This window comes from Flavobacterium arundinis (assembly GCF_038289855.1).
Lineage (GTDB): Bacteria > Bacteroidota > Bacteroidia > Flavobacteriales > Flavobacteriaceae > Flavobacterium > Flavobacterium arundinis.
In genome coordinates this window covers 39451-63910 of sequence record NZ_JBBYHR010000008.1, presented here as the reverse complement: position 1 = coordinate 63910, position 24460 = coordinate 39451, and the positions used below count along the sequence as shown (strand labels likewise).

18 protein-coding genes and 2 pseudogenes are annotated in these 24460 nt (G+C 43.2%); 12 read left to right on the top strand and 8 right to left on the bottom strand.

Annotated features, from left to right (window positions below):
• Nucleotides 1-90 precede the first annotated feature (90 nt).
• Nucleotides 91-2505: a TonB-dependent receptor domain-containing protein gene (locus tag AAEO56_RS13925; RefSeq protein ID WP_341697681.1), complete on the bottom strand. Its 2415-nt coding sequence runs from the start codon at nt 2503-2505 to the stop codon at nt 91-93.
• A gap of 633 nt (nt 2506-3138) precedes the next feature.
• Between AAEO56_RS13925 and argS (AAEO56_RS13920) the strand changes: the two are divergent.
• The 7 genes and pseudogenes from argS (AAEO56_RS13920) to AAEO56_RS13890 all read left to right on the top strand — a co-directional run.
• Nucleotides 3139-3903: pseudogene (gene argS / locus AAEO56_RS13920) on the top strand (arginine--tRNA ligase domain-containing protein); the annotation flags it as partial.
• Nucleotides 3904-4113: 210 nt separating this feature from the next.
• Nucleotides 4114-5235, top strand: a pseudogene (gene argS / locus AAEO56_RS13915) (arginine--tRNA ligase); the annotation flags it as partial.
• Nucleotides 5236-5363: 128 nt separating this feature from the next.
• Nucleotides 5364-6875 carry an SGNH/GDSL hydrolase family protein gene (locus AAEO56_RS13910; protein ID WP_407934966.1) on the top strand — a complete coding sequence of 504 codons (1512 nt, stop codon included), beginning with the start codon at nt 5364-5366 and terminating at the stop codon, nt 6873-6875.
• Complete coding sequence (locus tag AAEO56_RS13905) at nt 6865-8283, top strand: LysM peptidoglycan-binding domain-containing protein (protein WP_341697679.1); 1419 nt, start codon at nt 6865-6867, stop codon at nt 8281-8283. Before AAEO56_RS13910 ends, AAEO56_RS13905 begins: the two co-directional genes overlap by 11 nt.
• The gene (locus AAEO56_RS13900; protein WP_341697678.1) at nt 8280-9950 is read left to right on the top strand and encodes an MBOAT family O-acyltransferase; all 1671 of its coding nucleotides are present in this window, start codon (nt 8280-8282) and stop codon (nt 9948-9950) included. The genes AAEO56_RS13905 and AAEO56_RS13900 overlap by 4 nt, the downstream gene beginning before the upstream one ends.
• A gap of 116 nt (nt 9951-10066) precedes the next feature.
• Nucleotides 10067-11440: a peptide-N-glycosidase F-related protein gene (locus AAEO56_RS13895; protein ID WP_341697677.1), complete on the top strand. Its 1374-nt coding sequence runs from the start codon at nt 10067-10069 to the stop codon at nt 11438-11440.
• Nucleotides 11441-11457: 17 nt separating this feature from the next.
• Nucleotides 11458-11604, top strand: coding sequence for a hypothetical protein (locus AAEO56_RS13890; RefSeq protein ID WP_341697676.1), 147 nt, complete (start codon nt 11458-11460; stop codon nt 11602-11604).
• Between the two features lie 6 nt (nt 11605-11610).
• On the opposite strand, the gene AAEO56_RS13885 is transcribed toward AAEO56_RS13890, so the two are convergent.
• Genes AAEO56_RS13885 through AAEO56_RS13875 form a run of 3 tightly spaced genes read right to left on the bottom strand, consistent with a single transcriptional unit; the run spans nt 11611 to nt 15625 of the window.
• The gene (locus AAEO56_RS13885; RefSeq protein WP_341697675.1) at nt 11611-14154 is read right to left on the bottom strand and encodes a TonB-dependent receptor plug domain-containing protein; all 2544 of its coding nucleotides are present in this window, start codon (nt 14152-14154) and stop codon (nt 11611-11613) included.
• The gene (locus AAEO56_RS13880; RefSeq protein WP_341697674.1) at nt 14151-15056 is read right to left on the bottom strand and encodes a FecR family protein; all 906 of its coding nucleotides are present in this window, start codon (nt 15054-15056) and stop codon (nt 14151-14153) included. Before AAEO56_RS13880 ends, AAEO56_RS13885 begins: the two co-directional genes overlap by 4 nt.
• A 47-nt stretch (nt 15057-15103) precedes the next feature.
• Entirely contained in the window at nt 15104-15625 is a 522-nt protein-coding gene (locus AAEO56_RS13875; RefSeq protein ID WP_341697673.1) for an RNA polymerase sigma factor, read from the bottom strand.
• A 284-nt stretch (nt 15626-15909) separates the two neighbouring features.
• Between AAEO56_RS13875 and AAEO56_RS13870 the strand changes: the two genes are divergently transcribed.
• Together AAEO56_RS13870 and AAEO56_RS13865 are read left to right on the top strand one after the other, a co-directional pair.
• Nucleotides 15910-16377, top strand: coding sequence for a hypothetical protein (locus AAEO56_RS13870; RefSeq protein WP_341697672.1), 468 nt, complete (start codon nt 15910-15912; stop codon nt 16375-16377).
• Between the two features lie 196 nt (nt 16378-16573).
• The gene (locus AAEO56_RS13865; RefSeq protein ID WP_341697671.1) at nt 16574-17698 is read left to right on the top strand and encodes an amidohydrolase family protein; all 1125 of its coding nucleotides are present in this window, start codon (nt 16574-16576) and stop codon (nt 17696-17698) included.
• 27 nt (nt 17699-17725) lie between these two features.
• On the opposite strand, the gene AAEO56_RS13860 is transcribed toward AAEO56_RS13865, so the two are convergent.
• Entirely contained in the window at nt 17726-18475 is a 750-nt protein-coding gene (locus tag AAEO56_RS13860) for a LytR/AlgR family response regulator transcription factor (protein ID WP_341697670.1), read from the bottom strand.
• Nucleotides 18472-20280: a tetratricopeptide repeat-containing sensor histidine kinase gene (locus AAEO56_RS13855; protein ID WP_341697669.1), complete on the bottom strand. Its 1809-nt coding sequence runs from the start codon at nt 20278-20280 to the stop codon at nt 18472-18474. The genes AAEO56_RS13860 and AAEO56_RS13855 overlap by 4 nt, the downstream gene beginning before the upstream one ends.
• Before the next feature lie 164 nt (nt 20281-20444).
• Here AAEO56_RS13855 and AAEO56_RS13850 point away from each other — a divergent pair, with 164 nt between their 5' ends.
• A complete protein-coding gene (locus tag AAEO56_RS13850) occupies nt 20445-20648 on the top strand; it encodes a hypothetical protein (protein ID WP_341697668.1) in 204 nt (67 codons plus the stop codon).
• A gap of 50 nt (nt 20649-20698) precedes the next feature.
• Here the strand turns inward: AAEO56_RS13850 and AAEO56_RS13845 are convergent, their stop codons facing one another.
• Together AAEO56_RS13845 and AAEO56_RS13840 are read right to left on the bottom strand one after the other, a co-directional pair.
• On the bottom strand, nt 20699-22159 hold the full coding sequence (locus AAEO56_RS13845) for an AMP-binding protein (protein ID WP_341697667.1): 1461 nt from the start codon (nt 22157-22159) through the stop codon (nt 20699-20701).
• Complete coding sequence (locus tag AAEO56_RS13840) at nt 22143-22991, bottom strand: SDR family NAD(P)-dependent oxidoreductase (protein ID WP_341697666.1); 849 nt, start codon at nt 22989-22991, stop codon at nt 22143-22145. Before AAEO56_RS13840 ends, AAEO56_RS13845 begins: the two co-directional genes overlap by 17 nt.
• 109 nt (nt 22992-23100) lie before the next feature.
• Here AAEO56_RS13840 and AAEO56_RS13835 point away from each other — a divergent pair, with 109 nt between their 5' ends.
• Both AAEO56_RS13835 and AAEO56_RS13830 read left to right on the top strand, forming a co-directional pair.
• A complete protein-coding gene (locus tag AAEO56_RS13835) occupies nt 23101-23769 on the top strand; it encodes a class I SAM-dependent methyltransferase (RefSeq protein WP_341697665.1) in 669 nt (222 codons plus the stop codon).
• A gap of 4 nt (nt 23770-23773) precedes the next feature.
• Nucleotides 23774-24457: a VanW family protein gene (locus AAEO56_RS13830; protein ID WP_341697664.1), complete on the top strand. Its 684-nt coding sequence runs from the start codon at nt 23774-23776 to the stop codon at nt 24455-24457.
• The last annotated feature ends 3 nt before the right edge of the window (nt 24458-24460 follow it).

Genomic DNA, 24460 nt, shown 5'->3' with positions numbered 1-24460 from the left:
AAAAAATAACCCCGGATTCGCAACTATCCGGGGTCAACTAACTACTAAACCTAATTATATGAAAAACATTAATTATTCAATTTTGATGGGCTAAAACATTCCGCCACCACCCTGCTTGGTGTTGTCGTCACGCTGCTTGCGCTGCATAGCCCTGTTCTTTCCTGCGCCAAACATATAGTTGAGCCCGAAATACACCGTGCGGCTCTCCCAGCGGAACTCGCCGCTCTGCGGGAAGGGGTTGTTGGCGCTGAAGCCGTAACGCATCGTACGGAACATATCGTTAAAGCGCACGCTAAGCGACATTTTGTTGTCCAGCAGGCTGTAACGCGCGCCCGAATCGATCTTGTACATTTCCCTGCTCAGGTTCTGTACGCTATTTACCTGCCCCCTGTAGAAACCGAAAAGCAGGAAGCTAAGGCGCTGGTTTACCCTGAAGTTGCTGTTCAGCCTTGCGTTGAAGGCATTCACATCCACTTTTTTATTCTGCATCACGTAATCGGTTTCCGAGCCTTCCGCAAGCACCGATATAGTGCCCTGCTGTGATATACTCGAATAATCGACTGCCGGCTGTATGTCCCACCATTTCGCGATCTTATAATTGGCAGATACCTCAAACCCGTACGCCTTGTTCTTGTCGAAGTTGCCAAAACTCATGATCTGGTCCTGCGTGTTGGCGGTAGTTTCATCGGGGTAGAATATCCTGCTGATCTCGTCGTTGATGAACCGGTAGTAAATGCCCCCGGTAACGGAAGACCCCTGCCCAAACATTTTTGTATAGTTGAACTCCACCGACTGGGTGAACTGCGGCAAAAGGTCAGGGTTGCCCAAAGAAGTCAGCAATGGTGTAGAGAACTCCCTTAACGGTTTTGTCTGCTCAACGCTCGGCCTGTCCACACGACGGCTAAAGCTTAATTGGAACATATTCTTCTGGTCGGCGCTGTAGGTCAGGTAGGCCGAAGGATACACAGTAAAATAACTGTCTTTAAATACAGCCTGGCCCTTGTTGAAGTCGTTATTGACATGGTAGCTTTCGAAACGTGCGCCAAGCTGGTAGCTGAATTTCTCGAATTTCTGACCGAATGTCCCATAAGCCGAATAGATGTCCACATCATACGTATAGGTTGAATTCATCAGATTTGGGTTGGTCACGTTCGGGTTGCTGGTGTTGTATTTATTATCGGTACGTATCAACCTTGCCTCGGTACCAAGTTCCAGTGTCGACTTATCATTCAGCGGGTTAACATAATCCAGGTTGGCGGTCATGTTCTTGCGGTTGTCCTCAAGGCGGTCGGAGTAAACAGCCGGCAGGGCAGAGCCTGTAGAGGTATTATAGTCGGCATCCTGTGTATTTCTCGAGTCGTTGTAATTGGCTTCAAAGTCGAGCGTGTGGCCTTCTTTGGTGAATTTATGCTTGAACGCGAGGTTATAGGCGTTATTGAAGTTATCGCCGTCAGCCATCGTGTGTTGTGAAATGTCGTTAAAACCGCTACCTTCCGGGTATAGAATGTCCACCTGGATATCCGTCTTGCCGGTAAAGTAGTTTTGGTTGGTATATACAGATAATGTGTTGTGGTCGTTAATGTAATAATCCATTCCCAGTTTACCCAGTACGCCCTGGTTATCGCTTACAACGTCAATCAGCTGGTTAGACCTTATATCGCTACGGAATACATGCCCGTTGTTGAAATATTTACCGTCGTTATTTCCCACATTGGCAAAGAAATTCACCTTCCCGCTGCGGTAGTTCAAATCGAGCGAGTTGTTGAATTTAGGAGTTTTACCAAAAGTGATACCTGTATTAAAATTGCCGTTAAAGCCGTCGTTGGCATTCTTGTGGAGAATGATATTGATGATACCGCTCATCCCCTCAGGATTGTATTTTGCGCTCGGGTTGGTGATCAGCTCAATTTTTTTGATGGATGTCGAAGGGATCTGTTTTAGTAATTGTGCGGGGTCGATATTGGTAGGCCTGCCATCTACAAGCACCCTTACGTTCTGGTTGCCGCGAAGGGAGATCTTGCCGTCCTGATCCACATTTACCGAAGGGATGTTGTTCATAATCTCCGATGCCGTACCGCCCGCTGTGGTTAGGTCGCGGCCCACGGTGATCACTTTCCGGTCTATTTTCTGCTCGATAGTAGAGGTTTCCTTAACGATTTCCACCGTGTCAAGTGTCGTGGCAACTTCGCTTATAACAATAGTGCCCAGGTTCATCGCTTTGGCCTGCTCAGTAAGGTTGGCGGCTGCGATGTGAGTTTTATAGCCCATGAACTGTACTTCTAAAGTATAGTTTTTTAAAGGCAGGTTTTTTATTGTGAACGCCCCATTGTCGTCGGTAATGCCACCGGTAACCACAGCGCCGTTGTCTTTTACCACAATGCTTACATAGGGTAAAGGCTCATTGGTCGTCTTGTCTGTAATTTTCCCGGAGATGCTGCCGGAATTTTGGGCAGTCATGGTCATGATGCTCCCGAAAAGAAGCACCATTAGTAACTTGAAATGCATGTTCGTAATTTGATTGATGATTGATGATGGCGCAAATGTAAAGCTTCTGAAACTAATATGCAATACAAAGTACCTTTTTATGCATAAATTAATGTTTATTTAATGTCACTAACAATCTGCATATATCCATAAGACAAGTTAAGGCGCGTTTTGTTACAGGAAAATGTGAAAAAGTTTTTATTTGTGATGAATTACACGCTGTCGGCTTACTATTGCGTTTTAGAAAGGGCCAAAAGGTTTTTAAAAACATAAGTGTTCGTAGGGCTACAAATGAATTGATTGGGTTTTCAAATTCTTTGATTTTTAAGTTTCATATGTACTGTTTATATTTCGCTCCTCTGGAGCTCAAGTAGGCTTACTATCATTTTGCTATAAATATGCCGTCCCTCCGGGACTCATCATTGGCAGCCCCGACGGGCGGTATGTTTATAGTGATATTAGATTAGATATGAGTGCTAAAACTCCGGAGGAGTGACATGTGAATTATTCAAAACTAATGTTTTTGAAAACCTTTTAGGTCTGGATACGGAAAACATATTTACAATGTCTTAAAATTTACCGATTATTTAAGTTTTTTCCCATCAGTACGTTGACTAAAATAATTATCTTTGCACGCTTAAAAAACTTAGTAAAATGGCGTTGTCACAAATCCTCGTTCCCCACATACAAAAAGCGGTTGAAGCTTTGTTCGGTATTTCTGTTGAAAAGATAGAATTACAGGCGACCCGCAGGGAATTCGAGGGCGATATCACCATGGTTATTTTCCCGCTTTTAAAGCTGGTAAAAAGCAACCCGCAGGCGCTCGGAAATGCCATTGGGCAATACCTGCTGGACAACACCGCTGAAGTGGAAAAATTCAATGTTGCCGGGGGCGGTTTCCTTAACCTTGTCATATCCGATACCTTCTACATCAATTTCTTCAACGAAATAAAAGATGACGAGGATTTTGGTAAGCAACAACCTGCCGAAGGCGGTAAAGCCGTAATGGTAGAATATGCCTCGCCAAATACCAACAAGCCGTTGCACTTAGGCCACGTGCGTAATGTGCTGCTGGGCTACTCGGTGGCAAACATCATCGAAGCTTCGGGCAAAAAAGTCTACAAAACACAGATCATTAACGACAGGGGAATACACATCTGCAAATCGATGCTGGCCTATGAAAAGTTCGGGCATGGTGAAACGCCGGAGAGCGAAGGTATCAAAGGAGATAAGCTGGTAGGGAATTATTATGTTTTGTTTGAAATCAAATTAAAAACTCAGACGGCTCCAATTTTTGAAAATTATCGTAATGGAATAGTTGATAAAACTCAAAGTAGATTAGCAAATAATATCAGAGCTTGTAATAAGGGTATTGACGAATTGGATGAGGAAAAGAAACAGTTAATTAATAAACTTGATTTTCTCTCCTTGAATCAAATCAGTACTGAATTTACTACCGCTCTACAAAGGTATATATCTGAAGATTTATTGATTTCAAATCTTATTGCTCAACTAAAGGGGGATACATCAGAACAAAACACTGAAAAGTTATTAAAGCAATTTGAAGCTGTTCTTAAACCCATTCTTATTGTTGAAGGTCGAATTTCCGAAATGGTGACATTGGTTTATGACATAGCAAAGGATAGTACCGAACTTATGACTTTAGCTAGGGAGATGCTCCTTAAGTGGGAAGCAGGCGACGAAGCGACCGTTGCCCTTTGGAGCAAAATGAACGGCTGGGTATATGAAGGCTTTGACACATCCTTTAAAAATATTGGCGTTAACTTCGATAAGAACTATTACGAAAGCGACACTTACCTGTTAGGGAAAGATGTCGTAGCCGATGGCCTTGCCAAAGGTGTTTTTGAAAAAGAAGCGGATGGCTCGGTTTGGATCGACCTCACCGATGAAGGCCTCGACCGTAAGATCGTCCTGCGTTCGGATGGTACTGCCGTTTATATGACACAGGATATCGGTACTGCCATACAACGGGTGAAAGATTTCCCCGATGTGGGCGGAATGGTATACACTGTGGGCAACGAGCAGGATTACCACTTCAAGGTGCTGTTCCTGATATTGAAAAAACTTGGTTTCGACTGGGCCGCTAATCTGTACCACCTGTCTTATGGCATGGTCGACCTTCCTTCCGGGAAAATGAAAAGCCGTGAGGGTACCGTGGTAGATGCTGACGACCTGATGGACGAGATGGTAGCTACTGCCAAAAGCATTGCCGATGAGATGGGCAAGCTTGAAGGGTCTACTGACGAAGAAAAAGCCGAACTTTATAAAACGATAGGCCTTGGCGCATTGAAATACCAAATGCTTAAGGTTGACCCTAAAAAACGGATACTTTTCGACCCGTCAGAATCAATTGATTTCAATGGCGATTCAGGCCCGTTCATCCAGATGTCGTATGTGCGGACACGTGCTATCCTCAGAAAAGCGGAATTCGATATTACACCAACCGTTTCGCATATCGCGCTTCACCCGAAAGAAAAAGAACTTATAAAATTGCTTGAAACATTCCCGGCAATAATTCAGAATGCGGCAAATCAGTACAGTCCTGCCCTTATCGCGGGGTATGCTTATGACCTTGCCAAAGAATTCAGTTCGTATTACCAGGCCGTTTCGATATTGGGAGAAGAAGATGCTTCCCTGAAGGTATTCAAAGTGCAGCTTTCCAAAAAAGTGGGAGAAACCATAAAATCGGCTTTCGGCCTGCTGGGAATCGGCGTGCCGGAGCGTATGTAATTTAAAGCCCATTTTTTGTGAAAGAGAACATGCCCGATACCGAAAATACATCCAATAAAAAAGACATGCCCCACGGTGAGGGTAAACCTTATTTTTTCCAGTCATTTATCATTGTAGTTATTTCTATAATGGCGCTGCTGGCGTTTAAGGAAGTCCTCCCGCGCAAGATATTTACAGAGACCGGCACGTCAAAGAACGTGGTTGTCGACAGTATGATGCTCGAAGCCGTTGAAGCTGATGGCGGCGAAGTGGAGAATGACACGCTCAGCAATAACAGGAAAATTGTTTTTGAGGCGGTCAACGGCATCAAATTCCCAACAGAGACCTTTGAAGATTATAAAGGCTACCAGCACCTTGTCAATTTTTACGAAAAGCTGCTGCAGCTGGAAACAAAAAAGCAGGGCAAGGTACGTATCGCCTATTTCGGCGATTCCATGACCGATGGCGACCTTATCGTAAAAGACTTCAGGGCCAGCCTGCAGGAGCGCTTTGGCGGCGAAGGTGTGGGGTTTGTGAACATCACATCGGAGTCGGCGCCATCACGGAGCACGCTCACGCACCAATTCTCGACCAACTGGAAAACACAATCCTACCTGAACGTAAAGAACCCGAGAAGCCCTTTTGGTGTGAACGGCCATGTTTTCTTTACCAAGAGAGATACCATAAACCCGATATGGGTACGCTATAAAGCCAACAATGTAAAGCATTTGACAGCATTGAACAATCCAACCCTGTTTTATGGGAAGTCGGGCAACCGGTCGGCATCTGTTGATGTGATCATAGGGAAAGATACCCTTCGCAAAAGGCTGGATCCTGTAAACACCGTAAACACGCTAAGCATTGCCAATGGCGGGATCAAGGCGTTCAAGGCTGATTTTATAGCCTCTGATTCTATCCCGTTCTATGGCTTTAATTTTGATGACGGCAGGGGAGTCCATGTGGATAATTTCTCCAACCGTGGCAACTCCGGGCTTCCGATAGGTTCGTTCAATACCAATGTGATGAAGGCATTCAATGACAAATTGGGCTATGACCTTATCGTGCTGCATTACGGAACCAACGTTTTGAATTATGGCTCACTCAATTATACCTGGTACGAAAAGCGTATGGCGAGGGTAGTGGAGCATTTAAGGGGGTGTTTCCCGGGTGTGGACATACTCATTATCTCTACCGCAGATAAATCGACCAAGTACGGCCTCGAAATGAAAACCGATTCGGCAGTGGTGCCGCTTACCCGTGCCCAGAAAAAATATGCTGTACAAACGGAGTCGGCTTACGTAAACCTTTATACCCTTATGGGGGGCGATGGCTCGATGGTAAAATGGGTAGATAATGAAGCCCCTGCATTGGCCAATAAAGACTATACCCACTTCAATTTCCGTGGGGCTAAAAAAGTATCCGACCTTATCTGGAACCAGATCAATGGCGGTTACGAGCAATACAAAAGGCTAAGGGGCTTCAAGACACCGGTTGCGCCAACACCGGCTCCCCAAACGGAAACTCCGGCAACAGAACAGCCAAAAACGGAACAGCCGAAAACAGAGCAACCTAAAATTCAAACGGTACCGCCTGCTGCGAAAAAACCGGTTATAAAGAAAGACACCATAACCCGTAAAAAAGATACTACCCATGCGCAGTAAAATAGTATTGTTGCTATTTTGCCTGCTGTTGGGCGCGAAAGCTACCGCACAGGTAGACTCTATTGCCGTGGTGATGGACAGCATCGTTGCCGATACTACCGAAATTGTGGTTGGCGATAACATTATTACCAATAGCTCTTCATTAAAGCTGTTCTTCGAAAAGTTATATTTTCTGGAGAGCCAGAAAGGCGGTAAGGTGAACATCGTACACATTGGCGATTCCCACATCCAGGCCGACCTGATGACGGGTATCATCCGCAAGTCATTGCAGGCGCGTTTTGGCAACGCTGGCTGCGGGTTTACTTTTCCGTACCAGCTTGCAAAAACCAACGGCAGTTACAATGTGCGCTTTAACTCAAATGCCTCATGGAACAGCCGCCGTATTATTTATGCGCCTGAAGCCGGAATGGAAGTTGGCCTTAGCGGTATTGCACTCGAAACGAGGGAGAATTTTGTAGTAGAGCTCAATGTCAGGGACACCGCTTACCAATTCAATACCCTGAAAATGATCACGCCGGGCAATGCGCCTGGGTTTGATGTAGCCACAAGTTCCAAGACCATTGTGCTCGAATCGACCGTACCGAAAAAGATCACGCATAAGATTAAAAGCGGGGAAGTGCTGGGCAGCATTGCCGATAAATACAACGTGACCGTTTCGCAGCTGAAGAAGGCAAATGGCATGAAATCGGATAACATACGGGCAGGGAGATCGCTGAAGATACCTACGAATGAATTGCAGAAGAGGGAAGTGAAGCGATCGGAATTTATACTATTGCCCATTACTGCCGATTCGCTGAGCAATTACTACCATAGTGATGATGCACTTTCTAAAATATACCTGCTGCCCAACAACGACAGGAAAGAATACACCCTGAGCGGCCTGGTGCTTGAAAAGGACGATCCGGGGCTGCTGTATCACAGCATAGGCGTGAATGGTGCCAAAGCATCTGACTATAACAAATACCCGTTGTTCTTTGAGCAGCTTCCGGCGTTGCAGCCCGACCTTATTATCATATCGCTGGGTACTAATGAGTCTTTCGACAAAATGGTTCCGGATGATTTTATTGTGCAGCTCAACCTTTTCATCAATAAGGCTAAAGCCAAAAATCCGGATGTATGCATACTGGTAATGACACCGCCACCATCAATGTTCAAAAGGAAATACCCAAATACCTTTGCCGCTGGTTATGCAAAAAGCATACTGATGCAGGAAACGGCCAAAGACTATGCCTCATGGGACCTGTTCTCCGAAATGGGCGGGCTTTTCAGTGTAAACAGGAATGCGGCGCAGGGGCTTATGGCAGGGGATAAGGTGCATTATTCGAAACCGGGATATGAGAAACAGGGCATGCTTTTTACAGAGGCATTGCTAAAAGCATACGATAATTTTAAAACCAACAGGGAGTGACAGAGCTTTCAAAATATTTGCCCAATATAACGTGGAGTGATGTAGAAGGATGGTTTACATACGATCCGGAAGCGCCGTTGCTGTTCAATACGCCGCTTTTTCTCGGGCTGTTCACCGTTTTTTACGCCATCTATATCCTTACGAGAAAGACATTTCATCTAAGGATCGTCTATGTAATATGCTTCTCGCTGTTCTTTTACTATAAATCCAGTGGCGCTTATTTCATGCTGTTGCTGCTGTCTTCGGTAGTCGATTATACCCTCAGCTACTTCCTGTACAGGGAAAACCGGACGATACAGCGAAGGGTTTACCTGTGGTTCAGCGTCATTGTCAACCTTACATTCCTTGGTTATTTTAAATACACTACTTTCATATTAGAAGGCACCAATACCCTTTTCGGGTGGAATTACACCTTTCATAAAGTGCTGCTGCCGGTAGGTATCTCGTTCTATACGTTCCAGTCCATCAGCTATATTATAGAGATCTATCGTAAGGAGATCACTCCTGCAAAGAATTACGTCGATTACCTGTTTTTCGTGTCATTCTTCCCGCAGCTTGTAGCAGGGCCTATCGTAAGGGCAAAGGATTTCATCCCGCAGATCTACGCCAAGCTGAACGTTACCAAACAGGACATCAACTACGCGCTGTTTCTTATAATCGGGGGACTTATCAAAAAAACGGTCATATCCGATTATATCTCTATCAACTTTGTAGACAGGGTGTTCGATGCGCCCAATAGCTATACTGCTTTCGAAAACCTTATGGCGGCTTATGGCTATACCATACAGATATACTGCGACTTCTCGGGCTATAGCGACATGGCGATAGGCGTAGCGTTATTGCTCGGCTTTAAGCTGCCAACCAACTTCCGTACGCCTTATAAATCGGCCTCCATTACCGAGTTCTGGAGAAGATGGCATATCTCATTATCAACCTGGCTAAAGGATTTCCTTTATATCTCTGTAGGGGGTAACCGTCACGGCTCATTCGCAGGATTTTTGTTCCCGGCATTGTTCTTTTTCGGGTTAATAGTATGGGGAATTACCTATGCGCCAACAAGCAATATCCCACTGATTATTAGTATTTCGGGGTTATTACTATTTACTCTGACTTTCCTTTTTTCTAAAGATAAGGAGAAGACAATGTACACCAATGTGAACCTGCTCACCACGATGCTTCTCGGCGGGCTTTGGCATGGTGCGAGCCTCCGTTTTATCATCTGGGGTGCGCTGCATGGCATTGCATTGGCGGTACACAAGCTATTCTCCGAGTTTTTCCCTTCTAAAAAAGGAGGAAAACCTTCTGCTTTAGGAAGCCTGTGGACGTTTATATCGGTACTGCTCACATTCCATTTTGTGGCTTTTTGCTGGATATTTTTCCGTGCCAAAGATTTCTCTATAGCGCTCGACCTTATCAACAATATTGGCAATGTTACTTTCGACCCTGCGCAATGGCAGATCATCATCATGGGATACAAAAATGTATTCCTGCTAATGCTGATAGGCTATGTATGGCATTTCATGCCGGAAGGGATATCAATTGCCATGAAGAAAGGTTTTGACCAATCGCCGCTTATAGTAAAAGGAGTTTTATTAGGCCTTGTGTACTGGCTGGTATTTGCCGCAGCATCTGCCGGGCCACAACCTTTTATCTACTTCCAGTTTTAAATATAACATTTAAAGGGTAATTCGTGTTTTTCGTGTATTTGGGTAACCTTATTAGTGGATGTAATGAACTGATTATGAAAATTTTCATTAATTTACGCCCATTAAAACTACACAACATGAAAAGAACTTTACTTATTTTTACTTTATTCGCTTCGTTCTTTGCGTCAGCGCAGGACTACAACCTTGCTCTTTTTGATCAGGCTATTTTTTATAGCATGTACGAAGGTACTGTAAATCAGCCATTGCCTGCTAATGCTGTGCGTAATACCAATTCGTCTTACGGCAGGATGCTCACCGACGAGGATATTGCTTCTATTGGCAATACGCTAACACTTACCGTAACGTTGTCGCCGCTTTGCGATGATTTTGACAGGATAGGCAACATTAACCTGGCATTTGTGCCCAAAGACGGCGAATATGTGTACAATGCGGTGCAGAGGATCGAATTGGGAAGGTTCATTACACCGTTTATGGACCTGACTGTTGAGGATCCTTATGAAACGCCTTATGTTTTCCAACTGGATAATATTACGAAGATCCTGCATGATGAAAGCATTACTTCTGTTTACGACCTGTGGATAGAGTTTGAAGTCTACGGCTACCAGGGCTCTCCTACACAGGGTGGGGCAGTGGCAGACCACCCTGCAGAATGTACCGGAAGGAACGATGTGTATATGGGGTCTTTGGACCTTGTTTCTACCTATAATCCAAACCTCGTACAGGGAGAGAACCATTTTAAGCCGCTTTCGTACAAATACGAACTTAAGAACTATACGCTTGATGGCACTGACGCTATTGGCCAGACTGTGCGTACGATAAACTTTACGCTGGATGAAGCGGTGCCAAACGCCAAACTGTATCTTATAACATCGAACCATGGTTCCAATCCGGGTGGTGAGGAATACGTGAGGCGCGACCATTTTATCTATTTTGATGACGCGGAGGTATTCAATTACAAACCGGGAGGGCTTTCGTGTGTACCTTACCGTGTATATAATACGCAGTTTAACTGTATTTACCGTATTTGCTACAGCAATGGTACCTGGGCGTGGAGGCCTAATAACAATTCTTCGTGGAGCTGGAACAACTGGTGCCCGGGTAATAAGATCCCTACGCGCGTTATAAATCTCGGCGACCTTGCCGCAGGGGAGCACAGCTTCAGGATCGAGGTGCCGGAAGCGCAATTTGTAGACGGCCAGGGCTATTTCCCGATGTCGGTGTATATGCAGGGGTATAGCGAGACACTGGGCACGCCCGATTTTGAGCACAACACCTTCAATATCCACCCGAATCCCGTAGCCGATATTGCCACAATAGAAACCGGCGACCAGCATATCAAAACCGTTACGGTTATCAATGCGCTCGGGCAGACGGTGTTTGAAGGCACAACTGAGAAGATTGATCTTTCCCAAATGCAAAGCGGGATTTATATGGTAAAAGTGCAGTTTAGTAATAACCTTACCGCAACAAGGAAGATTATAAAGAAATAAATTTAGATTTACAAATAATGCAAATCCGCTCTTTGGGCGGATTTGTTTTTTATAAGAATATCTACATCTGGCCCTCTGATAACCAGATCATTTGTACCGATGTAATTGTGACGGATGTGGGGAGCGATTTCAAAATAAGCCATGTAGCACTGACCGGGTTGTAAAAACTACTAAAAAATCAACTTTATAAGCGCATTCGGTGTCCTTTCTATCGAATACGTATTTACTACCTCTATCGCATCACTGGTATTATTCAGGCGGTAGTAACGGTTGATGATGTTCCTCCTGTTGAAAATATTGAGAACCGAAACACCCAGTTGAAGGCGCACTTTATCACGTATTTTGCAGGTATAGGAAGCAGAAAAATTCACCTGGAAAAAATTCCCTATATTATCAGAATTCGGTGATGCATAAGCTATTCCGGCAGCGTTGGGTGCTATATCAGCCGCTGCGGTGTTTAAAGGCAGGGTAACAGGCTTGCCGGTATACCATTTAGAGCCCAACGCTATTTTAAAATTATGCCATTCGTAAATAGCAGCACTATTAACGGTATGCTTTATCTCAAAATTACTCGGGAATCTATCCGGTGTAATGCCGTTAAAGCTGTAGTTATTGTCGTTCCAGGTATAGCTTAGCCACGCGTAGAACCCTTTGAACTGTTTCTGTACAAGGAACTCGGTGCCAACTATGGTGTAGCTGCCCTGTTGCTGTACCAGTTCCAGCTGATCCTGAAAGGCCTGCCCGTAGGTGGTTATTCCTTTTACTTTTTTATAAAAATTCTCCAGCGATACCAGCCATCCTTTATCTTTAAAGGTCACGCCCACAGAGGCCTGACGGCTTCGCTGCACGGGTATGTCTTTATCGTTGGCCAATATCCAGCGGCGTTTTTCTATTCCCAAAAAGTCACCCTGTAGCTCTACGATCTGCGATGCTGTCTGGCTTTTTTGCTCTGCAAGGAATTCTATCTGCCAGGCATTATCAGGCATATACGTCACCTGTAGCCTTGGCTCGGCATAGGCCATTGCAAACTGCTCAATATAATTACCCCTTATGCCCGCACGCGAATATAGTTTCCTGTCTTCGGAATCATACTCCAATTCGCCGATAAGGGCGTGCGTGCGGAGTACTTCTTTTACGCTGCGGCTATACTCGGGCTCATTTACCCTATCGCTGTTCTTAATTCCTATCTCGTTGTACTGGTAACCGGTTTTCAGGTTAAATAATGGGTTTAGCCTGTAGGAATCACTTAACCGGAATCCGGCATCGAGGATTTTATTTTCCTGCTTTGTTACCTGGTTGAATTCGATAGATGCGTTTGTGCCGTCAACATTATAATAGGAGCCGTAAAAGCCAAACTCGCTGCTGTGCCTGTCGCTCCATTTCCTGCGCCATGCTGCGGTACCGCCCAGGGTAAGCTGCCTCAGGTTGCTTATTTCGGTAACCACATTGGTTTCTGTTATTGTACCCTGTGTAAAATCGAGCCTGTTGTTGATGCCTATAACATCGACATAAATATCGTTCTTGTCGGCTATTTTCTGGTGGTACTGCCCCGTGAAATCATAAAAGTAAAATTCTTTGTCGCTTTTATAATTTACATCGGTACTGTTGTTAAGCTCGGTAACAATGGTATTCTGGAATATCCTTTTGGAATATTTGCTGTAGGTAGGAAGGTCGATTACATCCGTAAAGGAGCGGCGTGCCGATATTTCAAAATTAGCGTTTTCAGTTGCTTTTACCTTGGTGTAAAAATCGGTACTGATCATATTGCTGCCAACGCTTGCCGTTCCTTTGCCAATATCTGCCGGGCGTGAAGAAATGTCTACAGCGCTGGATACGCTTTCGCCATAAAAAGCAGAAGTACCGTTTTTTGATATTTTGATTTCGTGGGCAAGGTTGGGGTTAAGAGCCGATATGAGCCCGAAGAAATGGCCTGTCTGGAAAAGCCGTATACCGTTCCACATAAAGAGGTTTTGGTCGTGCGCCCCGCCTCGTACGTTGATGTTCGATACTGTTTCGTCAATGCTGTTAATACCTGGTAGTTGCTGCATTGCCAAAAGCACATCGGGTTCTATAAGCCCGGGGAGGATACCGAACTTATCGGGCCGGATGCTAAAGGTGCCGTCTTTCTTTTTAGAGATACCTGTTGTAAGGTAGCGCTCTGTAACAACTTCTTTGAGCTCAAGCATCTCAAGGCTAAGGACAATCTCCTTGCAATCTTCACCGGAAAAGTCCTGTGGTTTTATGATACGCGATTCAAAACCCATCTGGCCGACAATGATGTTGCCGTTAAGTGGCTTTTGAAGTTCAAAGTAACCATCGCGCCCGGTAACTATCTTTTTGTCGCCGGCATATTGTATCACCGCATTGTCAATCCCCTGTCCATATTCGTCAATGACATAGGCACATAGCCTTTTGGAATCGTTCTTCCTGCCGGTATATATGATTATATAATCGCCGCTTTCTTTGTAAAGAAGGTTTGTCCGGTTCGAAATATAGATGAGTTTTGCCTTAAGGGGAAGTGTAGCGGCGGGCGGAAAAATGCTGTGCCCAAATATATCTTCTTCGGCATAGCTGAATTTTACGTTGTGCTGCAGCGCAATAACATCCAGTATTTTTTTGAGTTCAATACTTTTCTTTTCGTCCTGCCCAAATGAATTGGCGGCGAAAAAAAAAAAGCAACTAAACAGCAAAAAATGCCGGATGTTTAACCTCATTCAGACGTTAATATGATTTTGTTGCCTGTCTTTTCAGACTTTAAGTGATATATGGTCTTAACTATATCTAGGGCAGTATCCATATCGTTCATAGGGATCGTACCGGTGAAACCTTTTCCATCGTTAGGAAGCGTGGCTTTGAGTTCTATTTCCACGTTGTACTGGCGCTCTATTTCATCGATTATGTTTTGCGGCTGTTCATTGGCAAACGAAGTCTCGTACCTGATCCATCCCGGTGCATTTTCTTCTGCCGCTACCGCCATCATTTTACCTTTTACGAATGCTACGCTTTTCCCGGGGGTAAGCAGTATCGATTCCTTCCCGCTGGCTACTTTTACCTTACCTTCAAAGCAGGTCACGTCAAAACGGCTGCCACGTGCTTTCACGTTAAATTGCGTGCCCACAACGGTAACTGTACCCATTTCGGTAACTACATCGAATTTTTCACCTTTAGCTACTTTAAAGTAAGCCTCGCCGTCTAATTCTATTTTACGGTTGCCATCCCAGTTCCATGTTTTGTATTCTGCTTCCGAACCTGAATTAAGCACTACTTCCGAATTATCAGGCAGTAAGAACTCTGTCCTTTTGCCAAGATCAGCTATTTGGGTAGTGGTTTTGGTCGTGTAAAAGAAGAAGGCTGCCCCAAGTGCAAGCACGAGCATTGCGGCTACCCGTGGGAACCATGGGTTCAGCTGGCGTACTTTTGGTGCTGCCTGCCTGTTTTTATTACGGCTTATAGATTCATATAAAGCGTCCATATCTGCATCAGGCGCAGTAAGCTGTGCCGAGTATTCGCGTATCCTTTTATAGGTCGCAAACTCAGGAGATGCCATGAAATCTTTCAATTCCATTTCATCCATCTCATCGTTTAGCCACCTGGCTAATGTAACATCATCTTTCATTGTACTCCCTGTTTATTACTACTATAACAGCTAATCATCAAAATTCCCTACCTTATATTGTCAATATCTTTTCGTAATTGCTGTAAAGCGCCGTGTATCCTTTTTTCCACTGCCTTAACGCTGATGTCCAGTATCTCTGCTATTTCGTGGTATTTCTTTCCGTCAATGCGGTGCAGCAGGAAAGCGCTCCGCTGTGCTTCCGAAAGGCCCGCTATGGCTTTTTGCAGCTTAACTTTAAACTGCTCCTCTTCCATCAGGAATTCCGGGCTTTGGGTGTCGGTAACTGGTGTTGTGCTTTTTTTATTAAAGTCAAGCACTACTTTTTGGTGGGCAATATGGTTTAGCGAGGTATTATTGGCGACGGTATAAAGAAACGACTTTGCTTTTTCGGGTGGTACGGTGCCACAATTTTCCCAAAGCTTTATAAAAGCCTCCTGGGTTACGTCCTCTGCCTGTTCTTCATTGCCGAATTTGTAGAAAAGATAATTGCGCAACGTCTTTGCATGGCTTTTGAAGAAATTTGAAAAAGTGAGCTCTTCACAAATGCCTGTCATCGAATTTTGTTTCATTTGGGCTGCTAAAATGGCTGTTAAATTACAAAAAACTAAACAAGCGGGAAGGTAATTACCCTAAAAATTATTTGTGGAATTTACAGCGCTACCTGCTGCACGGATACTAAATGCCCGCAGTCGGATAGTAAACCATAGGGCATACCTGCTCAATTGGCAGCTGTAATGGCGGGGATGCTTCTATATTTGCCGTGAATGCCAAAGAAAATACAAATCGCATTGCATGTGCTGGCATTGGATATAACTTAGCCTCAACTCAAACAATTAATACTTAATACATTTTTATGAAAAGACTAAATTTGCTTTTAGCAGCCCTGATGCTTTCCGTTGCTGCGGTATCGTGCTCTGATGACGACAGTGCATCAGCATCTGTAAATGCCGACCCTACTGCTGTGATCAACACTATGAAGTCGGGCACCTGGAGGATTACCAGCTTTACTGACGATGGCAACAACGAGACGAACCATTTTACAAGCTTCAACTTTACGTTTGATGAAAACAACGTGCTTACGGCTACAGACGGCACTAATACTATTAACGGGCTATGGACTGTGACCAATGATGACAGCAGTGATGACGATAACGGCAGCAGTAATGATATCGATTTTAATATCGTTTTTTCCAGCCCTGATATGTTTACCGACCTGACAGACGACTGGGAGATACAGGAGCGCTCTGGAGTAAGGATAAAGCTAAGGGATGTAAGCGGCGGCAATGGCGGGACGGATTATCTTGTTTTTGAGAAGAATTAGAAAATCTTTGACTTTATTTTGAAAAGCTGTGGGCGGTGCCTGCGGCTTTTTTGTTTTCATTTCGCGTTACTTTTAAACGGTATCGGCAAAAAGTATAGACAAAATATGGATATTTGAATAAATACAACGACAAGTCTCCTTATGAATTTAAATATTATGTTAATTTGAGATTAAGTTCAATAGTAATATTTAAATTATGAAAGAAAAAGATACTTTTCATTTTTCAAAGACTCCTTATGCTGAATTGCATTTACATTTTGGCGGATCGATTAGTCCAAGAATGATTTGGCACAAAGTGACGGTTGACGATAAATCCGATGAACTTAAAAAGGAGTTTAAAGATTTTTATTCGTTTCAGAATTTCTTTGATCAGAAACGCAATAACTTAGATGATTACTTGAAGATGCATAAATTGGTCGAACCACTTCAGAAATTAGATAGACTTGAGTATTTTATCCAACGGCTAATGCGAGGAGCCTATGAATTTGAAAACTTATCTTATATAGAAATTAGACATTGTCCTTATGGGCGGACTAATAAATTAAAGGAGGAAAAGGAAAGGATTGCCGAAATGCGGGTCATAGTTCTTAAGATGGATGAATACATAAAAAAATATACTGGAGGTGGAAAAAATCAATATCCGATAATCATACGACAAATACTTTGTATGCATTCTCAACCAACTTATAGTCCTAATGTTAATAGTGCAATTTTAGATTTGGCTATTGAGATGAATAAATTAAATATAGTTCATGGCTTAGATATTGCTGGCGGTGAAAAAAATTATTCGGACAGGTATGATGAAATTTTGAATAATTTTAAGAGAGCAAAAGAAGAAAAACTTCGGACAACTGCACATATCTTCGAAACAGAAGATACTCCGGATAGAATGTTGGAATTGATTCAATACTTAGATAGAATAGGGCATGGAATACAGATTCCATTAAAATATCCTTCATATCTTCCATTTTTGAAGCAAAATAATATTTGTCTTGAAGTTTGTCCTACAACTTATTTTAAATGTGGAACTTTTGAAGATTATAATGATGAAAATTTTAAAAAAATATTTTCAGCATGTGAGAAAGAAAATGTAGATATAGTAATTGGAACAGATAATAGTGGAATGCATAACGTCCGTTTGCAAACAGAATTTGAAAATTTATTACTTCATGAAGTTATAAAGTATGAACAATTAAATAGATTTAGACAAAATGCTTTTGAGCATGCTTTCGGTTTAACTCCCGTGGAAAAACAAATTTTCAAAGATGATGTGAATCTTACAATTGACAATGGAAAGTATGTTTTAGAAATTAAAATATAAATCAAGAAAATGTAAATTGCATTCTAATCACTTAAAATTCCTCAGAAAATCCTCCTTGTACGTAGGCGATATCTCTACCTCCGCGCCATCTTCAAGGGTGATGTAGCCGCCTTTATTGTAACGTTTTATAAAATTGAGGTTCACGATATGCGATTTGTGTACCCTTATAAAAGGTAGTGGCAGCATATCCGAAAAGTGCTTCAGGAAGCGGCATGCCATTTTTTTAGTGCCATTGATAAGGTAGAGGTCAGTAAAATTACCGTTGCCTTTCAGGCGTACGATCTCTTCCATCTTTACGATCTCAAAACCCTCCATAGTTGGGAGGATTACCTGCTGTTTCTCCGGTTTCGGCTCCCTGAAGTTCTCCACGATCACCTTGTTCCGGTTGAACAGCTCTTTATTCATCACCTCCTGTTGTACCTTGTTCACGGCAACAATAAGCTCTTCAATGCTAATGGGCTTCAGCAGGTAATAGGCTGCACTTTGGTTCAGGGCTTTTAGCGAATATTCTGAAAAGGCGGTAACAAATATGGTTTCGAAAGTCAGGTCGCCGCAGGCTTCAAGCACATCGAAAGCATTGCCGAATGGCATCTCGACATCCAGGAAAACCAGTTGTGGCTCAAGTTCATGCAGTAGCGGTATAGCTTCGCGGCTGTTTTGCGCCTCGCCAACGATCTCTACCTGTGGGCAGTATTTGGTCAGGTAGCTTCGCAGCACCTCGCGGGCGGCAGTTTCATCTTCTACTATTACGCTTCTTATTTTAGAAAAACTCATCATGGCCTGTTTATTATGGGGAATGTGATACGGATAACCGTACCGGTTTCAGGAGCCTCTTTCTCGGTCATAGAAAAGGCTATTTTGGTTTTATACAATTCATTTATCAGTGTCATGCGCTCGGTTGTATTGGTCAGACCCCGCGAGGTGTGCACTTTTTGGTTATGGGTTTTCAGTTCCTGGCTTTTGGTCGGACCAATGCCATCATCATCAACTAAGATCACCATGTTTTTTCCTTCGAGCAGAAAGGTCAGTTTCAGCAGCCCTTTGGTTTCTTTATAGCGCAGCCCGTGCCAGATGGCATTTTCAAGATGCGGCTGGATGATCATGTTGGGTACCCAAAGCGATTCGGGATCCAGCTTTTCATCGACTTTTATCCTGAAATCAAATTTATCCTTGAACCGGAGGTGCTCCAGGTCTAGGTATTGCGTAAGGTTCTCTATCTCGTTGCCCAAAGTTACAAAATCCTTGTTGGAATTTTCCATGGTATTCCGCATCAGGTTGGAGTAGGAGGTAAGGTATTTATTAGCCTGCAACTCATTGTTTTGCGCAATGAACTGGTTAACGCTATTAAGGCTGTTGAACAAAAAGTGAGGGTTCATTTCGCGGCGTAACGACTGGAGGGCGATTTCCTTGTTCTTTGTTTTGATGGAATACAAAGCCTTTACGATCAACCCGAATAGTAGCAACAGCAATACCATCGAGCCCAGCAGGAAATAATTGAAGGTGTTTTTACGGGTGATGAGCTCGTCTTTAAACATCTTTTCATTTTCCAGCCCGCGAATCCTTTCTTCGGTTACCCTGAATGTCTTGGCATCCGTTAAAGAGCTGTCGGAGAGTATAATACGGTCGAGATTGCCCAGAAACTCCTCATATAGCGCCATGGTTGCCTCATTCTCCCCCAATGACCTGTAGTGACTGGCAAGCTGCATCAGGCTTTCTTTAGCCTCAAATGTTTTTCCGCCGGCAATGGCTATTTTATAGGATTCTTTTAATGATGTAACGGCGTTTTCGGTGTCGCCCATTTCAAAATAGAGGGTAGCCAGGTAACGAAGCTGGATAATCTCAATGTCAGTGTCCCTGATTTTTTTAGCTACAGCCAATAATTCCTCCACAACGGGAACAGCCTCATCAAAACGTTTTGCGGCAACATGTATCTTAGCGATTTCGCCATATATTTTTATCGTCTTCCCCGGGATGTCCTTTGCATACGGCAGTGCCGACTGGTATTTTTCGAGGGCTATAATGCTATCGCTGCTTTTAAGGTTCAATTGGGCTTGCTGGATGTAAGCGTCGGCGACTTCTCCTTTTTTGCCCTGTTTTTTAAGCAGGAAGATATTGTCATCCAGGTATTTGTTTTCCGCTTCTGTGTTGCCCCGTTTTTTAAGCCGGTTGTAGTCGTTATAATTCAGCGTTGCCGAGATTTTATCCGTAGATTCTTCCCTTGCGGTTTTAAAGTTTTGAGTGGCTGCGCGCAATTTATTTTGAGATTCCTGTAGTATGGCAATATTCCGTATTACCCTTGGCCTGCCCGTTACATCTTTTGCATTAGTATAAATTTCCAATGCTTTAAGCAGGTATTCCTCTGCCTTTCCCGGATCATCCTTATCTACAAGTTCCCGGGCCAGCAGCTCATAATTGCGAGCAATCTTACTGTCGTCATTTTCTATCAGCGATTTTTCCAGGTTAGTCACCGCGTTTTTTATCGGTGGAGGCGTGGCTTGCTTTTGGGCCTGATCCTGTGCCTTTAACCCTATAGGGATCAAATACAGTACAAAAAGCAGGGGTACTATGGTTTTAAAACGCATTATTTCGATATTGGTACTGTAAAGTAAATCAATTTTACATGGTTTTCCTATTGCTTTACCAAGTGAAAGGCCTATTTCACCCGTTCTGCAAAAAAGGGCCTGATAAACAACATACATTTGTATCAGATAAAATATCTATTACTAATCTAATTAAAAACAACATTATGAAAAAAGCAATCGTATTGAGCGCAGTTTTATTTGCTGCTACTCTTAGCCTAACAAGCTGTGGAAAAAAAGAAGAGTCTAAAACAGTTGAAACTGAAGTGGTAGCTGAGCCTGCAACTGAAACAGAAACTGTAACTGAAACTCCAGATTCAGTAAAAGTTGAAACTACTACAACTGTAGAGAAAGATACTGTAAAAAAATAATCTTTTCGAAGATATTTAGAAGCCGCTTAACGAAAGTTAAGCGGTTTTTTTTATTGCATTAATTTTGCTGTTGGCTCCTCATCAAGTAGGGTAACCGACTTCGGGATCATATAACTGGGCACTTTGTTTGAAATCCATCCAATGAATTGTTTTTCGCAAAAAACAACCCCGCGATTAAGTACTAGGTCAACCTGTATTTTGTTAATCCCGTTTTCATCGATTGCGCTTTTGGCTTTAGCCCATTTTATTTCAGTGTTTTTGTAAATGATATTCTCAAGTTCTATCGGATACACATTCTCGCCACCGATGACCATCATGTCGTCATGCCGCCCTTTATAAAAATAATAACCATCCTCATTTTTATAAACCAGATCGCCTGTAGGGACATAACCATTATCCCTGTTATCCGATGACCAGGCACATTTTACAGATAGCCTTCCTGTTCCATTTTTAACAGGGCTTCCGTCAATCTCCAAAATCTTCATTTTAATGCCTGTTATTGCTTTCCCTATGGTATCAGGGTATTTTTTCAGGTCATTATCAGTGGCAATGGTACAAACGCCTGTCTCCGAAGTACCATACAGGTTATACAGTTTTGAAGAGGTAGTATTATGAAAGGCTTCAATGATATTTAAAGGCAGAACATCGCCGCCGGAGATAATTGTTGTGAGCGATTGTAATGACGCATCCGCTGAAGTATAAACCTTTTTAATCATTATTGGGACAGCTATCCAGCAATCTGTTTTTTCTTCCTTTATTATTTTACAGGCTTTTTCTGTATCGAATTTTTTGGTGAGTCTTATTTTCTTGCCCATGAAAACCGACAGGAACAATGCCGCAAGTCCATATCCGTGAAAAATGGGTACAGAAATTAAGACCGACCGTGTTTCTTTCAGGTGCAGTTTTTCGATAATATCAATGAGCGGGTCAAGGTAGTTAATTGCCGAGGCCTTCCGTCTCTCCAATTTAGGAATACCCTTTGAACCACTCGAGAGAATAACGATATTTCCGCCTTTTCTTTTTGCAATACAGCCGAAGCCTGATCTGCCTGATATATCAGTCGTTTCATCATGGCAGAAAACTGCTATACCGTAAGATCGAAATTCACCAGCAATTGCTGTATCGCAAATGATGAGGCCGAATTTGTGGGAAGCCATGAAGTTGTCAAAATAGTCTTTTTTCTGATTAGGATTCAGCAGGAAGATATCCGCACCCAAACCAGAAGCAGCAAACAGCGACCTTACGAATGACAGGGAGTTAACGCTAACAATAGCAACTTTACTGTCGGTGCCAATATTGTATTTTTTATTAAGATGATATGCCATTGCAAGCGACTGCCTGTATAGCTCATTATATGAAACTTCCTCATCGTCATCTTTGCACGCGCCTTCCTTTTTATGTTTAACAGAATCCAGCAATGCCAGCAGCGTAAATCCATGCCTGTATACCGATGCTATCGTCCTGAGAATTTGGCCAACGCCTAAAACCTGTATTTTAGATACTATCCCCATTGCGCTTTCTAAGATGATAATAAGACCATTTTTCCCATATATACCTTCCAAAGAAACTCCCCGTTTGCGGGAATATTGCCCACCAGGGTTTGCTACAGGTGCTTGAAGAGCACAGCAATCTGGCAATTCTTATCGCCGCCTGTTGAGGCGGCATGGCCGGGTAGTTTTTGTAATTTTCATTGGGCGCGATCATACGTGTGCGTACCAAAGGCAGGTAGATCGTTTTTGCCAGTATGCCCATTACCCTCCATTCGGCAAGGTTACTGCGGAACCATTGGTCGAAAGCCGTTTTAGATGCCTGGTAGGCGGCCCATTCCGGCGCGGGGAGGAGTAGCACATTCATTGCAGAGATGTTAATGATCTGGCCTTTATTGGCTTTTAATAACGGTGTCGCTGCCAATAGCAGTTTTACAGGAGCCAGGTAATTCAGCGAATTGGTCCTTGTGAAATCGTGGTACCTGTTCAATGAATCAGCCAGCGGGCGTGTTATCGATTTCCCGGCATTCGAGATAAAAATATCAATCCCGCCGGGTAGGCTTTTCAGTTTTTCAATTACCCTGTCCACTTCACTTTCCTGATAAAGGTCGGCAGCGATTATTATGCACTTAGATTTATTCGCTTTTATACTGTTTGCAAGTGCCTGTAGCTTTTCTTCTGTACGGGCAATCAGTATTAAATGAACATTGTAGCCAGAAAACAGCATAGCCAGCTCTTCGCCGATGCCATAACTGGCACCGGTTATCACAATGGTCTTCCCGTGGATTGCTTTTTCCAGTCTTTCTTTGCTGATGCGGGCATTGGGGAATAAGAGGCGTTCCGGGAGTGTTTTCAATTGGATAATTTATACACCGATAAATTTAATGTTTTCTGATCGTATAATGAATTTCAATGCGGTAAAACCAATAACTATTTTCTTTAATTTGGTAAAAATTTTCATGAGGATGAACCCGATCGTAAACTATTATGATGACCTGGCAACAAACTATGATGAAAACCGTTTCGGTAATTCGTATGGGCAGTTTATCGACCGGCAGGAACGGCAAATACTAAACCGCCTCTTGAAGGATAATGAAGAACGTATATTGGATATGGCCTGCGGAAGTGGGCGCTTACTGAATTATGCAACTTGCGGTGTGGATGCAAGCAACGAAATGGTGCAGGTTACCAAAAAGAAGTTTCCCGCAAAAGAAATCCTGTTGTCCGATGCCGAAAACCTTCCTTTTCCCGAACAGTCTGTTGATACTATTATCAGTTTCCATTTTTTCATGCACCTTGATACCGAAAAGATCCAAACAATACTAAAGGAATGCCACAGGGTGCTGAAGTCCGGCGGCAGGATCATATTCGACATTCCCTCAAAAAAGCGAAGGCAAATGTTGAAGTATAAAACATCAGGCTGGCACGGCGCTACTAGCTTTACATTGGCAGAGCTCGAAAGGATGAATGCCGGTTTGTATGTTCAAAGAAGAAGTTACGGCATTATGGTTTTTCCTATCCACAGGTTTCCGGCAGGCATCCGAAAATTACTTGGAAAACTCGATAGCTTTATAGCCAATTGGTTCCTTAAAGAATACAGTTCTTACCTGGTTGTTGAATGTGTGAAGAAATAAGGTCTTGAGAAAAATTAAAGTAAAAATAAAAGTATTTTTAAGGCTTGCGGACGACTTGTTTCGCGGCACCTATTTTAAATTCCCGAAGAAAACCAAAAAGGCATGCAGATTTGACTATGCCATTACCGTAACGCAGGAGGTAAAGCCATCGGAAACATTCGACAATAAAATCTATAACCTTACGCTGGCTTCTGAAAAGATCAGCCAATATGTCCTTTTGCCCAATCAGGTATTTTCATTCTGGAGCATTATTGGCAATCCTGAAAGGGAATTTAAAAAAGGGAGGAGCATCATCAATGGGCAATTAAGCGAAGAAAGCGGCGGCGGTTTGTGCCAGGTCTCAGGGATTATTTATTACGCGGCATTGCTCTCGGGCTTGCAGGTTCTCGAACGGCACAACCATTCGATGGATATCTATATGGATGAAACGAGGTTCACTCCTTTGGGAACCGATGCCACTGTAGTATATGGCTATAAGGATTTGAGAGTTCGGAATAATTTTAGCTTTCCGCTGAAGTTCCATTTAGAAGTGGAAGGTAACACGATAAGTGCCTCTTTGCAAACTGCTGAAAAAATTCAGGAGAAGACATTGTCGTTTGCAATGGAAAATAGTGCAAGCGATATTCTTGTGACGGTTTCGGATGAAAAAGGTAACATGCTTAACAAGTCGGAATATAGAAAGCTATAAAAG

What these genes read in the sequence shown, in the direction of transcription:
- AAEO56_RS13835 (WP_341697665.1), top strand. Translation starts at nt 23,101, where the DNA reads ATGAACCCGATCGTAAACTATTATGATGACCTGGCAACAAACTATGAT.
- AAEO56_RS13925 (WP_341697681.1), bottom strand. Translation starts at nt 2,505, where the DNA reads ATGCATTTCAAGTTACTAATGGTGCTTCTTTTCGGGAGCATCATGACC.
- AAEO56_RS13845 (WP_341697667.1), bottom strand. Translation starts at nt 22,159, where the DNA reads ATGGGGATAGTATCTAAAATACAGGTTTTAGGCGTTGGCCAAATTCTC.
- AAEO56_RS13860 (WP_341697670.1), bottom strand. Translation starts at nt 18,475, where the DNA reads ATGATGAGTTTTTCTAAAATAAGAAGCGTAATAGTAGAAGATGAAACT.
- AAEO56_RS13865 (WP_341697671.1), top strand. Translation starts at nt 16,574, where the DNA reads ATGAAAGAAAAAGATACTTTTCATTTTTCAAAGACTCCTTATGCTGAA.
- AAEO56_RS13895 (WP_341697677.1), top strand. Translation starts at nt 10,067, where the DNA reads ATGAAAAGAACTTTACTTATTTTTACTTTATTCGCTTCGTTCTTTGCG.
- AAEO56_RS13850 (WP_341697668.1), top strand. Translation starts at nt 20,445, where the DNA reads ATGAAAAAAGCAATCGTATTGAGCGCAGTTTTATTTGCTGCTACTCTT.
- AAEO56_RS13870 (WP_341697672.1), top strand. Translation starts at nt 15,910, where the DNA reads ATGAAAAGACTAAATTTGCTTTTAGCAGCCCTGATGCTTTCCGTTGCT.
- AAEO56_RS13880 (WP_341697674.1), bottom strand. Translation starts at nt 15,056, where the DNA reads ATGAAAGATGATGTTACATTAGCCAGGTGGCTAAACGATGAGATGGAT.
- AAEO56_RS13890 (WP_341697676.1), top strand. Translation starts at nt 11,458, where the DNA reads ATGCAAATCCGCTCTTTGGGCGGATTTGTTTTTTATAAGAATATCTAC.
- AAEO56_RS13885 (WP_341697675.1), bottom strand. Translation starts at nt 14,154, where the DNA reads ATGAGGTTAAACATCCGGCATTTTTTGCTGTTTAGTTGCTTTTTTTTT.
- AAEO56_RS13875 (WP_341697673.1), bottom strand. Translation starts at nt 15,625, where the DNA reads ATGAAACAAAATTCGATGACAGGCATTTGTGAAGAGCTCACTTTTTCA.
- AAEO56_RS13905 (WP_341697679.1), top strand. Translation starts at nt 6,865, where the DNA reads ATGCGCAGTAAAATAGTATTGTTGCTATTTTGCCTGCTGTTGGGCGCG.
- AAEO56_RS13855 (WP_341697669.1), bottom strand. Translation starts at nt 20,280, where the DNA reads ATGCGTTTTAAAACCATAGTACCCCTGCTTTTTGTACTGTATTTGATC.
- AAEO56_RS13910 (WP_407934966.1), top strand. Translation starts at nt 5,364, where the DNA reads ATGGCGCTGCTGGCGTTTAAGGAAGTCCTCCCGCGCAAGATATTTACA.